Here is a 12,307-nt window from a genome sequence, read left to right on the forward strand (position 1 = left end):
GTCATCCCGGACGGCCCAGGGGGCCGATCCGGGATCGCGTTTGGTGACGGATGGCGATCCCGGCTCTCGCTGCGCTCGGCCGGGATGACGTTGCTCCGCTTTACAGCAGCGTGCCCCGCAGGATGACCAGCGCGACTGTGAAATAGATCACCAGGCCGGTCACGTCGACGAAGGTGGCCACGAACGGCGCCGAGGCGCTGGCGGGGTCGAAGCCGAGGCGGCGCAGCACGAAGGGCAGCATCGAGCCGATCAGCGAGCCGAAGGTGACGATGGCGATCAGCGTCGCGCCGATGGTCGCCGCCACCAGCATCCAGTACTCGCCATAATCGTGGAAGCCGGCGAGCTGCCAGATGGTGATACGGGTGACGCCGAGCGCGGCGAGGATGGAACCAAGGACGAGGCCCGACGGCAATTCGCGCAGGGCGACGCGCCACCAGTCCTTCAGCTTGATCTCGCCCAGCGCCAGCGCGCGGATGATCAGTGAGGTCGCCTGCGAGCCGGAATTGCCGCCCGAGCTCATGATCAGCGGGATGAACAGTGTGAGCACGATGGCGCGCTCCAGCTCGTCCTCGAAATGCTGCATGGCATTGGCGGTCAGCATCTCGCCGAGGAACAGGATGGAGAGCCAGCCGGCACGCTTCTTCAGCATGGCGAAGAAGCCGATCTCCATATAGGGCTCGTCCAGCGCCTCCATGCCGCCGAACTTCTGCGCGTCCTCGGTGCCTTCCTCGATGATCGCGTCGATCATGTCGTCGACCGTGACGATGCCCAGCACCTGCTGGTTGTCGTCGACGACCGGCACGGCCAGCAGGTCGTATTTCGAGATCAGCTTGGCGACTTCCTCGCGATCGGTGCGCGGCGAGGTGGTGATGGGATCGTGGCGGGGCGCCACGTCGAGGATCGGCTGCTCGGGTTCGCCGGTGATGAGGCGGCGCAGCGTCACCGCCTTGAGCAACTGGTGCGAGAGGGGATCGAGCACATAGATGGCGTAGATGGTCTCGCGCGTGCGCTCGGTCTCGCGGATATGGCGCAGCGTTTCTCCCACCGTCCAGCTGGAGGGCACGGTGACGAATTCCGTGGTCATCAGGCTGCCGGCGCTGTGCTCGGGCCAGGCGAGCAGGCGGTTCAGCTCGGCCTGCGTATCCAGCGGCAGGCGCGCGAACAGATGCGAGCGGGCGGGCTCGTCCATCCAGCGGAACAGGTCCGCCGCCCGGTCGGCCGACATGTCGGCGACAAGGCGGACCGCCTCCTCGACCGGCAGGGCCTCGATCAGTTCGCTGGTGAGATCGACATCGGGGCCGTCCAGCACCTCCACCTGCTGCTCGCGCGGCAGGCTGGCGAGCACGGCCGAGGCTGTCCGCGGCTCCTGCTCGTCAAGTGCCTCGGCGATATCGGCGGGGTGTTCTTCGGCGAGTTCGGCCGCGAGCGCTGCGGCGTCCACGAACACATCGTCGCGGCGGTCTTCCGTCCGTTCGTCCATTTCGGCTCTCTTTCCGCTGACCGGCCTTTGGAAGGCGGGCGCGGGGAGCCGAAATCCGGGTCAGGCCCGGGACCGGCTCACGGCGCCGGCCGTCGGCCGGACAATCGACTGGTACTGTCGCTGGGCATGGTTAGGGGATTCCGGTTGCGTCGCGGTGACACGCGACGGCGGGGAGATGAACCTGCGAAAAGGTAAAGTCAAGGCGGAGGGCGGGAACAAGACCTGCGCCGCCTTTCGCATCCTCGTGTCCCGAACGCCTGTAGCGGCAGCGGAGGGCGAGCCGGGACCCAGCGCAAGAGTCTTTAGCTGTCATGACCGGGCCGGGGGGCTCGTGCGGCCTTGCGGGAGCGAAGGTCGCCTGCGGCGGGATTTTCTCCTGGGCCCCGGCTCGGCGCGCCGCTGCGCAGCGCTGGTCCGGGGGACGCAGGGGCGTGCGGCTGGCCGCTAATGGTCGCTGGGCTCGCGCAGGCGGGCATGGACCTGGCCGAGCCGCGCCGGGTCGAGCGTGCCGGTGCGCCCGCCTTCGCAGAGCGCGCCACGGAAGCCGAGATAATCGGCGCCGACGCCCACCAGCGACGGGATGTCCTCCAGCCGCAGCGAGCCGGCCAGCCCGGTGAGCAGCCCGTGGCGGCGGGCCTCGGCGACGAATTGGCCGAGGGTGAGCGCGTCGAGATGCTCGGTCAGCGATCCCGCCTTCTTGTCGGCGGTGTCGATCATCACCCCGGCGAAGCCGGCGCGGCTCAGCGCCGCCAGCACGCCGAAATCCGGCCCTTCATCGGCGAACAGCACGCCGATCATGCGGGTGCGGCCGGCGAGCGGCGCCAGCGCTTCGACGCATTCATTGGTGTGCTGGGACGCTGACAGACCGACCTTGACGATGGGCACGCCGGTTCCCGCCACACGCTCGGCGGCGGCGCGCAGTAGCGCCGGCACCATGGGCTGGTCGCCGGCCGTGGCGCTGAGGGCGGGTCGCCCGGCGGCGCCGAGCTGGTCGCCCCAGGCGTTCCACAGCATGACTGCAGCGGTGAGCGCCTGCGTGCTCCACGCGCCGAGCGCACCGAAGGCCGGCTGCTTGAGGTCGACGATGTCGGCGCCGCCGGCGCGCGCGAGTTCCATCTCATGGAGATCGGTGACGCTTGCCAGCAGGCCGGTCGGGGTCGGGCTCATGAGGCGCGCCGGCTGCGGTGCTCGGCGACGGCCTCCAGCATCCAGCCCCAGGCTTCCAGCTCGTCCGGCCCGGCGGTCTTCTCCACCGCGATGGCAAGATAGGCCATTTCCTGCGCGATCTTGTCATCGGGCAGCATGTTCAGCCGGCTGACCAGCACGGCGGCTTCCAGCACCGCCGCCTTGGCGCGGTTCATGCCGTCGAAGCGGGTGTGGCCTTCCCCGTGATAGGTCTTGCAGAAGAATTTCGGCCGCTGCGGGTCGTCTTCCGCGCGCTCCACCGTCACCTCGTCATGCGAGAGCGCATCGGCGAGGCGCGGGCAATCGATATAGGTCGCCTTCTTCACATCCACATTGTACCGGCGGCCGACGACGCAGCTGGCGAAGATGCGGACATCGTCGGTGAAGTTCACCACCGCGATGCGGGTGGCGGCGAGATTTTCCAGCGTGCGGGAGGGGCGGAAGGGCTGCAGCAGGTAGCCGCCCTCGATCACCGTCGCACCCATCGGCGCGATGTGCGGCTCGCCTTCGAGCGAGCGGGTGGTGACGATGGCTTCACGGATCACGGCGTTTCTCCGGCTTTCGCCTTGGCTGATTTGGCCTGCAAGGTCGTGCCGGCCTCCTTGAATGTCAAACGATGCGCTTCTTCCGGGCTGCCGGCGATCTCGCCCGCGACGCCCCATTTCAACCCCTCGTCCTGCGCGTAGCGCTTGCCGAGCTTGAAGGCGATTTCGGCTCGGGCGGCCTCGACGCCGAGATAGAAGGCGTGGGCGCCATCTGCTTCCACACCGAGATGGGGAAACAGCGCGAAGGGCTCGGCTCCGACATGGTGGCCGTCGCGATTATAGATGTGGATGCCCGCCTGCGTGACGTCGATACGGAAATTGCGGTCGCGCACCTCTGAGGCCAAACGGGCGATCTCGTCGGGCGAGGCGGCATAGGGCTTGCGGTCGCGCAGCGCCATCAGCCCGCCGCCAAAGCCTTGAGGCAGCGCGCCGGCCTGCCTTGCGGCGAAGAATTCGCGCCGCGCCCGGTCGAACTCGCGCACCGCCGTGCGGCAATGCGGGCTCACCTGCACGGCCAGCACCGCCTGGATGTGCAATTCCGAGATCATCCCCATGAGAATGGCGTTGATGCCGGTCGTGTCGGCGTCGGTCAGTTCGGTGACATTGCCGATGCCCATGAGGATCGGAATGTCAGTGTAGCGCCGGCGCAGCTCGGCATAGCGCACCACCGAGGCGGTGTAGCCATAGTGGATGGGGTCGAGGATGGGGTCGGCATAGAAGGGCTGGCCGGCGGCAAGGCAGGCATCGACGGCGCGGCATAGCGACGAGAGGTCGCCCTGAACCGCCGGGACAAGGACCGGCACTGCCGGCCCCTCCTTTGCCACGTCGAGATTGGTCTCGTTGAGGCTGAGCAGATAGTCGGCACCGGCGCGGGTGGCGCGGGTGAGTTCATCGAGGTTGAAGGAATCGACGCTGACCTTCAGCCCCTGCGCCTGCAGGGCGGCGATGGCGTCTTCCAGATGCGGGAAAGGCGTGTCCGGCAGGCAGCCGAGGTCGATGACATCGGCGCCCTCGCCCTTGAGGAACAGAGCGCGGGCGATGAGCGCGTCGATATCCAGCACGGTGGCGTCGACGATCTCGGCGAAGATGGTCACGTCGTGCCCGGAGAGGTCGGTGGCCCGGCGCTTCTGGCCGAAATAGTCCGGCAGGTCCGCCACCTCGTCCGGGCCGCGTGCGAAGGGCACGCCGAAGAAGCGCTCCAGCCGGTCAAGATCGCCACGGAAACGGCCGGGCATCAGCACGCGGTCGGTTCCCTCCGGCAGCTTCAGCCGGCGCTCGACGATTTCCGCCGTCATCAGCGCCGCCACCTTCACGCCGACATTGACGACGACGGGGTCGAGCGTTGCATCGGTGATCTCGCCGGCAATCTTTGTCAGGCGCGGCTCGGCCAGCGAGCCGGTGACGAGGGCGACCTTCTCCGGTCTGGCCGGGGGCCCGGCTGGCGTCTCGGGGGCGCGCTCGTCCGCCATTTCAGGAAGCGGCCCCGCCGGAGAGGTGGAGGCGGCGCGCGGCGATGGCTTGTTCCAGATCGCCGATCGACTCGACCACGACGGTGTCGTCGAACTCCTTCAGCTTGGCCGTATTCTCGAGGTCGATACGGCGGGGATAGACCGAGACCGGCCCCTTGGGCGCCATGGTGATCATCTCCGGCGCGGTGTCGCAGGCGAAGACGATGGCGTGGACGCGGCACTTGCCGGCCTGCGCGAAGCAGTTGGTCACCAGAGTGTCGGAGATGCCGAACACCGCCTTCGCCACCGTGTTGGACGAGGCGGGCGAGACCACCAGCGTGTGGTACAGGCCTTCATAGAACCGCCCGACCGGGGCGGAACTGGCCGTCGTCTCGCGGAAGATGCGGGTGTCCTTGGGCAGGTCCTGCTTGTACATGCGCAGCACCTCGTCCGCCGCCTTGGAGACGAACAGGTCCACCGCGTCGAGCGCCTTGATGAGGGCGATCGACTCGGTGAAGAAATGCCCTGAGCCGGTGAGCGCCCAGGCCCAGCGCGGGTAGTTTCCCTTGGTCGCGCTCATGCGGCGATATCCCCGTGGTTCAGTTCGGCCAGCAGCGCATCCACTGTCGTCAGGTGGACGGGGCAGGCGAGGCGGGCGGCGAAAACCGGAAACAGCGGATCGACCAGCCCGGTCACGGCCCAGTCGGCGGCTGTGCCGGAGGCGGCCGCGACGGATTTGACCAGGGTCAGCCTCACGGCGCCGAGCTCTGCCGCCAGCCATGTCGCAAGGCTGTCCGAGGTCAGGTCCCAGTTCTCCGGCAGGTCGGTCGCCGCCAGCGCCATGCCGGCAGGGAGCCACAGGGCGGCGCGGCCTTGCCCATGCGCCTCGGCCATTGCGCCAGGCGTAGCGACGAGGGCGAGGCCGGGCGCGAGATCGGCGAAGGCGTGGGCGGTCTGTTCCATGGCGAGGATCGCCATGCGGTGGCAGGCCGCATCGGAGAGCGCCAGGCGCGGCTGCAGCGCCCGCACGCCGTCCGCCAGCGGCCCGCCGCCGGTGACCAGGATGAGCGGCGCCCCACGCCCCGCCAACGCGTCCAGCAGCGCCGGCAGGCGGGGATCGCCGACGAGGCTGCCGCCGAGCTTGACGATCTCGGGGCGGGAAGGCTGGAACAGGTCCGGCATCGTTGAGCTTCCGTAGCGGCCGGGGTGAGGCCGGCTCGATCAGGTGCCCAGCCTAATCGGTTCCGTCTCCCGGCCATAGATCGTGCCGCGCGGTGGCCGCAATACCAGCAAAAGCCCTCCGTCCAAAGCGGGGGCGATAGAAAAAAGGCCCGAGGGGATGCCTCGGGCCTTGAAGAGTTGACGATCAATCAGACGGCTGCCCGCCTGTAGAAGTGCATTTCAGGATGCGCCTCGGTGCCCGGATTGTCGAGCGTTGATTCGCACCTCACGCGTGCTTTACCGGCCGGCGGCCAGAGCATGCAGCGCGATACCGCTGGTGGTGGCGACATTCAGCGAATCGAAGCCGGCGCTCATCGGAATGCGCACGGTGCGGGTGCGCGCGAGGATGGCGTCGGGCAGGCCGGGGCCTTCCGCTCCCAGCAACAGGGCGGTGCGCTGGGCCGGTTTCACCTCGCCCAGCGTCGCCTCGCCGGCCGGGCTCAGCGCCAGCAGCTCGAAGCCTGCGGCGGCCAGCAGGTCGAGCAGCGCCTCCGCCGTTCCCTCGCGCGCGAACGGCACGATGAGGCTTCCGCCCACAGAGACCCGGATCGCCTTGCGGTACAGCGGATCGCAGGAGGCGAAATCGAACAGCGCCGCATGGGCGCCGAACGCGGCGGCATTGCGCATGATGCCGCCGACATTGTCGTGATTGGCGATGCCGAGCGGCACCACCACCAGCGCCGCTTCGGGCAGGGCCGCGATGGTTTCCACCATCGAGGGCAGGGCACCGCGCAGCCCGACGCCGAGCAGGCCGCGATGAATGTGGAAGCCGGTAATGCCGTCGAGAATGGACTGGCTGGCGGTGTAGATCGGCAGGTCTTCGGGCGCCTGCGCCAGCAGCGGGCCAAGCGCCTCGATCCGGCTCTCGGACAGCAGCAGCGATTCCAGCGCGAAACGGTTGCGCGGCGAGAGCGCCACGTCCAGCACTGTGCGCCCCTCGACGATGAAGCGCCCGCCGCGCCCGACCAGGTCGCGCTCCTTGATGACGCGATAGGCGTCGATGCGCGGGTCGTCCGGGGAGGTGAGGGGGATGAGGCGGGGCATGGCTAACGGGCTGCGTCGGCTGTCATCCCGGACGGTCCGCAGGGCCGATCCGGGATCGCGAGCGCAATGGAAAGCGATCCCGGCGCTCCGCTTCGCTGCGGCCGGGATGACCGCCGGACCGAAGGAGCACGCCCGCTCACCCGCCCATTTCCTCGCGCATCATCTCCAGCTCCAGCCACTGCTCCTCAGACTTGGCAAGTTCCGCCTGCGCCTTGCTCAGCTCGGCGGTGGCCTTCTGGAAGCCGGCGGGGTCGCGGGTGTAGAAATTGGGCGTGTGCAGGGTGTTGTTGAGGCGCTTGATGTCCGATTCAAGCTGCGCCATGCGCTTGGGCAATTGCTCCAGCGCGTGCTTTTCCTTGAAGGAGAATTTGCGCTTGGAGGCCGGGCCGGACGGCGGCGCGGCGGTGGACTTGGCCGGCGCAGCCTTCACCGGCGCGGCTGCGGCCGCCTTTGCCTTCACGCCATGGCCGCGCTGGGCCACCATGTCGGAATAGCCGCCGGCATAGACTTCCCAATTGCCGTCGCCCTCGAACGCGATCGTCGCTGTCACGGTGCGGTCGAGGAAGTCGCGGTCATGGCTCACCAGCAGCACGGTGCCGGCATAGTCGTCGATCATCTCTTCCAGCAGGTCGAGCGTCTCGAGGTCGAGGTCGTTGGTCGGCTCGTCCAGCACCATCAGGTTCGACGCCTGCGCCAGCGCGCAGGCCAGCAGCAGCCGGCCGCGCTCGCCGCCCGACAGCCGCGAGACGGCGGTGCCGGCCTGCTCAGGCGTGAACAGGAAGTCCTTCATGTAGCCGATGACATGGCGCGGATTGCCGCCGACGAACACCTGGTCGCCACGCCCGTCGGTCAGCGTCTCGCGCACCGAGCGGTTGGGGTCGAGCGCGGCGCGGCGCTGGTCGAGCGTCGCCATCTCGATATTGGTGCCCATCTTGGCCTTGCCGGTGTCGGGAGCCAATTCGCCGGTCAGCATCTTCAGCAGCGTGGTCTTGCCGGCGCCGTTGGGCCCGACAATGCCGATGCGGTCGCCGCGCTGGATGCGGATGGAGAGGTCGCGCACGATGACGCGCTCGCCATAGGATTTGGAGATGTGCTCGGCTTCCATCACCAGCTTGCCGGAGACTTCCGCCTCGGTGGCCGCCATGGTGATGCCGCCGACCGCGCCGCGATGGTCGCGGAACTGCGCCCGCAGCGCCGCCAGCTCGCCGACGCGGCGCACATTGCGCTTGCGCCGTGCGGTGACGCCGTAGCGCATCCAGTGCTCTTCCGCGACGATCTTGCGGGCGAGCTTCTGCTGGTCGCGCTCTTCCTCTTCCAGAACCTGGTCGCGCCATTCCTCGAAGAACGCGAAGCCGCGCTCCATGCGCCGTGTGCGGCCGCGGTCGAGCCAGACCGTGGCGCGGGTGAGGTCCTGCAGGAAGCGGCGGTCATGGCTGATGAGCACCAGCGCCGAGCGCAGCGAAGCGATCTCGGCTTCGAGCCATTCGATCGCGGGGAGGTCGAGATGGTTGGTGGGCTCGTCGAGCAGCAGGATGTCCGGCTCGGGCGCCAGCACGCGGGCCAGCGCCGCGCGGCGCGCCTCGCCGCCGGAGAGGTTCGCGGGGTCTTCCTCGCCGGTGAGGCCGAGCTCGTTGAGCAGATAGATCGCGCGATATTCCTGATCGCCCGGGCCCATGCCGGCCTCGACATAGTCGAGCGTCGTCTTGAAACCGGTGAGGTCTGGCTCCTGCGGCAGGTAGCGCACCGTCGCTCCGGGCTGCACGAAACGCGCGCCGCCATCGGCCGAGACGAGGCCGGCGGCGATCTTGAGCAAGGTGGACTTGCCCGAGCCATTGCGGCCGACAAGGCCGACGCGTTCGCCGGCGGAGACGGAAAGCTCCGCCCCTTCCAGCAGCGGCGTGCCGCCGAAGGTGAGTTTGGTATCTTGAAGCAGAAGAAGAGGAGGCGCCATGGCGCGGGGATAGGGGGAAAGCCGCGCCGGGGCAAGGGGGATGCTGCAATGCGGTGGCGCGGGTCATTCGTCGTCGCCCAACCTTTCCAGCGAGCGCCCTCCATAGAGAATGCGATCGAACACCACGCGCTCGCTCTCGATGTGAAAGGCCATGGTCACGCGCCGCTCGAACCCGACGATGCGCAGGCCGGGCCGGATGTCGTCCCGGCAGACCCCTCGGGTCGGGAAATCCGCGAAAGTCAGGCAGTGAGCCTCGATCCGTTCGACATAGCCGAGGGCGACGTCTTTTCCCGCGCGTGCCGCAATAAACGTGAACAGGCCGATCAGATCGCCACGGGCCTCCGGCGAGATAATTATCCTATACGCCACGGCGGGACGGGAACTCGGCGTGCAGGGCGCGGATTTCGTTGAACACGTCCTCTGCCGGAATGCCCCTTTCCGGGTGTTCCTGCATTTCCGCCATCACCGGCGCCACCTCCTCGCGCAGCCAGCGCTCGATGACGGCATCGCGCTCCTGAAGCGCGCGCAGGCCGGCGCGAATGACTTCGCTGGCGCTGCCATAGGTGCCGGTATCTACCAGCCGGTCTATGAATTCCGTCTGCTCGCGTGGCAGACTGAAGGTACGCTTCTGGGCGGTCGCCATGGGAGCCTCCACATCACGGTATGAAAAAATCATACCGTTTATCGACTGAGATCTCAATGACGCCCACGGCCTCCCCGACCCTCGCCCCCCTTCTCGCCGCCATCGCCCAGCGCATCGGGGCGGGCCATGTGCTTACCGATCCGGCCGACATGGCGCCTTATCTGCACGAGGAGCGCGGGCTCTACCGGGGCGAGTCGCCGGCCGTGCTGCGGCCGGGCTCCACCGAGGAAGTGGCGTTCATCGTCGAGGCCTGCGCGCAGGCGGGGGTGGCGCTTGTGCCGCAGGGCGGCAATACCGGGCTGGTGGGCGGGCAGATGCCCTTCGGACAGATCCTGATGTCGCTCGCCCGGCTCGACCGCATCCGCAGCGTCGACCCGGTCGACATGACGATGACGGTGGAGGCGGGCTGCATTCTCGACACGGTTCACAAGGCGGCGGAGGAGGCGGGCTGCCTGTTCCCCCTGCATATCGCCTCGCAGGGTTCCTGCCGCATCGGCGGCAACCTCTCCTCCAATGCCGGCGGCACCGCCGTGCTGCGCTATGGCAATGCGCGCGAACTGGTGCTGGGGCTGGAGGTGGTGCTGGCCGACGGGCGGGTGTGGAACGGGCTGAAGCGCCTGCGCAAGAACAATGCGGGCTATGACCTCAAGCAGTTGTTCCTGGGCACCGAGGGCACGCTCGGCATCATCACCGCCGCCGTGCTGAAGCTGTTTCCCCAGCCGGCGCAGCGCGCGACCGCCTTCCTCGCCGTGCCGGACCCCGCCGCTGCGCTCGCTTTGCTCAAGCGGCTGCGCGGCGAGGCGGGCGATGCGCTCACCACTTTCGAGCTGATGGCGGCCTTCGGCGTCGAGACGGTGCTGAAACACATGCCGGGCACCGTGCGCCCGCTGGGCGACACCTATGACTGGTACGTGCTGGCGGAACTGTCCTCGCCTACCCGCGCCTTCGATATTGGCGCGCTGCTGGAGGAAGGGCTCGGCGCCGCGATGGAAGCGGGCGAGGTGCTGGACGCGGTGATCGCCACCAGTGAGGCGCAGGCGGCCAATCTGTGGCGCCTGCGCGAGGACATGTCGGAGGCGCAGAAGCACGAGGGCGGCTCGATCAAGCATGACGTTTCGGTGCCGGTCTCGCGCGTGCCGGAATTTCTGGAGCGGGCGCTGCCGGCCTGCATGGCGGCGCTGCCGGGGCTGCGCCCCTGTCCCTTCGGCCATGTCGGCGACGGCAACATCCATTTCAACCTGAGCCAGCCGGTGGGCATGGAGAAGGCCGCCTTCATCGCCATGTGGGAAACGTTCAACCGCATCGTGCATGACATCGTGGTCGACATGGACGGCTCCATTGCCGCCGAGCACGGCATTGGTCGTCTGAAGCGCGAGGAACTGGCTCATTACGCTGATCCGGTGGCGCTGGACCTCATGCACCGTGTGAAGCGCGCGCTTGATCCCGCGACAACTCTCAATCCGGGTAAGGTGATTGGTGTTCAGGTGGGATGAAGTCTTAGTCTAGAATAATGTTAAATTGTATAATCCCGCTCTATCCTTTGTTTTGAACAGTTCTACATTTGCGCTGTTCGACGTTTTAGTGTTGTCGACCCCGCCGCTGCGGGTTTATGGAACCGGAACTGAGGAAGCCCTGGGCGATACGTCCGCATCCGTGCGGTTGTCGAGCGGGAAGCGACCGAAACTCCGGGAAGCCGCCATGTCGACGACACGCACGACCCTTCCGAAGCATCCGGCGCTGAACGCGCTTCTGGCGCTGGTGCTTCTCGTTGCCGGGCCGGCGGGCGCGTGGGCGCAGGTGCAGCAACCGGCCCCCGCCATTTCCGCTCCTGCAGCGCCCGCTCCTGCCACCTCCGCACCCGCGGCCGATCCGCTGGTTCCCCCGGCGCCCGGCATGGGAACCGCCCCGGCGGCCGGGGAGCCTGCACCTGCACCTGCACCGGCCGCCACCGCGCCCTCCGCCGACCCCACGCTCGCCGCTCCGGCCGGCGATCCCGCCGCGAGCGCCCCGGGCGCGGCGGTGGGCGATCCTTCGCAGGCCGGCATGCCGCTGGACCAGGCCGAGGACACCTCCGTCGCCGCGCAGCTCCCGCATGACCTGTCCCCCTGGGGCATGTTCATGGCGGCGGACTGGGTGGTGAAGGCGGTGATGATCGGCCTCGCTTTCGCCTCGGTGGTGACCTGGACGGTGTGGCTGGCCAAGACCATGGAACTGGCCGTCGCCAAGGGCCGCTTGCGGCGCGCGCTCAAGGGCTACCTTGCCAGCGCCACGCTGGACGAGGCGCGCCGTGTCGACCCGCGCGGGCCGGCCGGCGCCATGCTGCGCTCGACCGATCTTGAGCTGAAGCGCTCCGGCCCCCTGCCGGCCGACGGCATCAAGGAGCGGGTGTCGATCTCGCTCTCGCGCATCGAGGTGGCGGCGGGGCGGGCGATCACGCGCGGCACCGGCCTTCTTGCCACCATCGGCGCCACCGCGCCCTTCGTCGGCCTGTTCGGCACGGTGTGGGGCATCATGAATTCCTTCATCGGCATCTCGAAGGCGCAGACGACGAACCTCGCGGTTGTGGCCCCCGGCATCGCCGAGGCGTTGCTCGCCACTGCCATCGGCCTTGTCGCAGCCATCCCGGCGGTGGTGATCTACAATCATTTCTCGCGCCAGGTGTCGGGCTATCGCGTGCTGATGGGCGATGCCTCGGCCGAGGTGCTGCGGCTGCTGTCGCGCGATCTCGACCGGCGCGATGCGGCCCGCGCGGCGCCCCAGCGCGTGCGCGCGGCGGCGGAGTGAGCCGGC

Annotated in this window: 12 protein-coding genes; 2 read left to right on the forward strand and 10 right to left on the reverse strand. The window is 68.4% G+C overall.

Features of this window, described 5'->3' with window-relative positions; all coding sequences use genetic code 11:
* Positions 1–100 precede the first annotated feature (100 nt).
* From mgtE to ACQY76_RS13835, 10 genes are all read right to left on the reverse strand, one after another.
* Positions 101–1,480, reverse strand: a complete 1,380-nt coding sequence (gene mgtE / locus ACQY76_RS13790) for a magnesium transporter (RefSeq protein WP_428029305.1) — start codon at positions 1,478–1,480, stop codon at positions 101–103.
* 444 nt (positions 1,481–1,924) lie between these two features.
* The gene (locus ACQY76_RS13795; protein WP_428029306.1) at positions 1,925–2,647 is read right to left on the reverse strand and encodes a (5-formylfuran-3-yl)methyl phosphate synthase; all 723 of its coding nucleotides are present in this window, start codon (positions 2,645–2,647) and stop codon (positions 1,925–1,927) included.
* The gene (locus ACQY76_RS13800) at positions 2,644–3,210 is read right to left on the reverse strand and encodes a DUF447 domain-containing protein (protein ID WP_428029307.1); all 567 of its coding nucleotides are present in this window, start codon (positions 3,208–3,210) and stop codon (positions 2,644–2,646) included. The genes ACQY76_RS13795 and ACQY76_RS13800 overlap by 4 nt, the downstream gene beginning before the upstream one ends.
* Positions 3,207–4,679, reverse strand: coding sequence for a DUF6513 domain-containing protein (locus ACQY76_RS13805; RefSeq protein ID WP_428029308.1), 1,473 nt, complete (start codon positions 4,677–4,679; stop codon positions 3,207–3,209). The genes ACQY76_RS13800 and ACQY76_RS13805 overlap by 4 nt, the downstream gene beginning before the upstream one ends.
* 1 nt (position 4,680) lies before the next feature.
* Complete coding sequence (locus ACQY76_RS13810; RefSeq protein WP_428029309.1) at positions 4,681–5,238, reverse strand: flavoprotein; 558 nt, start codon at positions 5,236–5,238, stop codon at positions 4,681–4,683.
* On the reverse strand, positions 5,235–5,840 hold the full coding sequence (locus ACQY76_RS13815; RefSeq protein WP_428029310.1) for an aspartate kinase: 606 nt from the start codon (positions 5,838–5,840) through the stop codon (positions 5,235–5,237). The genes ACQY76_RS13810 and ACQY76_RS13815 overlap by 4 nt, the downstream gene beginning before the upstream one ends.
* A gap of 276 nt (positions 5,841–6,116) precedes the next feature.
* Complete coding sequence (locus ACQY76_RS13820; protein WP_428029311.1) at positions 6,117–6,923, reverse strand: TrmH family RNA methyltransferase; 807 nt, start codon at positions 6,921–6,923, stop codon at positions 6,117–6,119.
* Between the two features lie 136 nt (positions 6,924–7,059).
* Complete coding sequence (locus ACQY76_RS13825) at positions 7,060–8,874, reverse strand: ABC-F family ATP-binding cassette domain-containing protein (protein ID WP_428029312.1); 1,815 nt, start codon at positions 8,872–8,874, stop codon at positions 7,060–7,062.
* A 63-nt stretch (positions 8,875–8,937) separates the two neighbouring features.
* The gene (locus ACQY76_RS13830; RefSeq protein ID WP_428029313.1) at positions 8,938–9,243 is read right to left on the reverse strand and encodes a type II toxin-antitoxin system RelE/ParE family toxin; all 306 of its coding nucleotides are present in this window, start codon (positions 9,241–9,243) and stop codon (positions 8,938–8,940) included.
* The gene (locus tag ACQY76_RS13835; RefSeq protein WP_428029314.1) at positions 9,233–9,517 is read right to left on the reverse strand and encodes a type II toxin-antitoxin system ParD family antitoxin; all 285 of its coding nucleotides are present in this window, start codon (positions 9,515–9,517) and stop codon (positions 9,233–9,235) included. Before ACQY76_RS13835 ends, ACQY76_RS13830 begins: the two co-directional genes overlap by 11 nt.
* A gap of 56 nt (positions 9,518–9,573) precedes the next feature.
* Between ACQY76_RS13835 and ACQY76_RS13840 the strand changes: the two genes are divergently transcribed.
* Together ACQY76_RS13840 and exbB are read left to right on the forward strand one after the other, a co-directional pair.
* Positions 9,574–11,010 (forward strand): FAD-binding oxidoreductase, encoded by a 1,437-nt coding sequence (locus ACQY76_RS13840; protein ID WP_428029315.1) that lies wholly within the window; start codon positions 9,574–9,576, stop codon positions 11,008–11,010.
* 205 nt (positions 11,011–11,215) lie between these two features.
* Complete coding sequence (exbB, locus tag ACQY76_RS13845; RefSeq protein WP_428029316.1) at positions 11,216–12,301, forward strand: tonB-system energizer ExbB; 1,086 nt, start codon at positions 11,216–11,218, stop codon at positions 12,299–12,301.
* The last annotated feature ends 6 nt before the right edge of the window (positions 12,302–12,307 follow it).

It is taken from the genome of Ancylobacter sp. (genome assembly GCF_965279025.1).
GTDB lineage: Bacteria > Pseudomonadota > Alphaproteobacteria > Rhizobiales > Xanthobacteraceae > Ancylobacter.

Bases quoted from the DNA above. Each gene is read 5' to 3' on its own strand.
- mgtE (WP_428029305.1), bottom strand. From the start codon at position 1,480: ATGGACGAACGGACGGAAGACCGCCGCGACGATGTGTTCGTGGACGCC.
- ACQY76_RS13795 (WP_428029306.1), bottom strand. From the start codon at position 2,647: ATGAGCCCGACCCCGACCGGCCTGCTGGCAAGCGTCACCGATCTCCAT.
- ACQY76_RS13805 (WP_428029308.1), bottom strand. From the start codon at position 4,679: ATGGCGGACGAGCGCGCCCCCGAGACGCCAGCCGGGCCCCCGGCCAGA.
- ACQY76_RS13810 (WP_428029309.1), bottom strand. From the start codon at position 5,238: ATGAGCGCGACCAAGGGAAACTACCCGCGCTGGGCCTGGGCGCTCACC.
- ACQY76_RS13815 (WP_428029310.1), bottom strand. From the start codon at position 5,840: ATGCCGGACCTGTTCCAGCCTTCCCGCCCCGAGATCGTCAAGCTCGGC.
- ACQY76_RS13820 (WP_428029311.1), bottom strand. From the start codon at position 6,923: ATGCCCCGCCTCATCCCCCTCACCTCCCCGGACGACCCGCGCATCGAC.
- ACQY76_RS13825 (WP_428029312.1), bottom strand. From the start codon at position 8,874: ATGGCGCCTCCTCTTCTTCTGCTTCAAGATACCAAACTCACCTTCGGC.
- ACQY76_RS13835 (WP_428029314.1), bottom strand. From the start codon at position 9,517: ATGGCGACCGCCCAGAAGCGTACCTTCAGTCTGCCACGCGAGCAGACG.
- ACQY76_RS13840 (WP_428029315.1), top strand. From the start codon at position 9,574: ATGACGCCCACGGCCTCCCCGACCCTCGCCCCCCTTCTCGCCGCCATC.
- exbB (WP_428029316.1), top strand. From the start codon at position 11,216: ATGTCGACGACACGCACGACCCTTCCGAAGCATCCGGCGCTGAACGCG.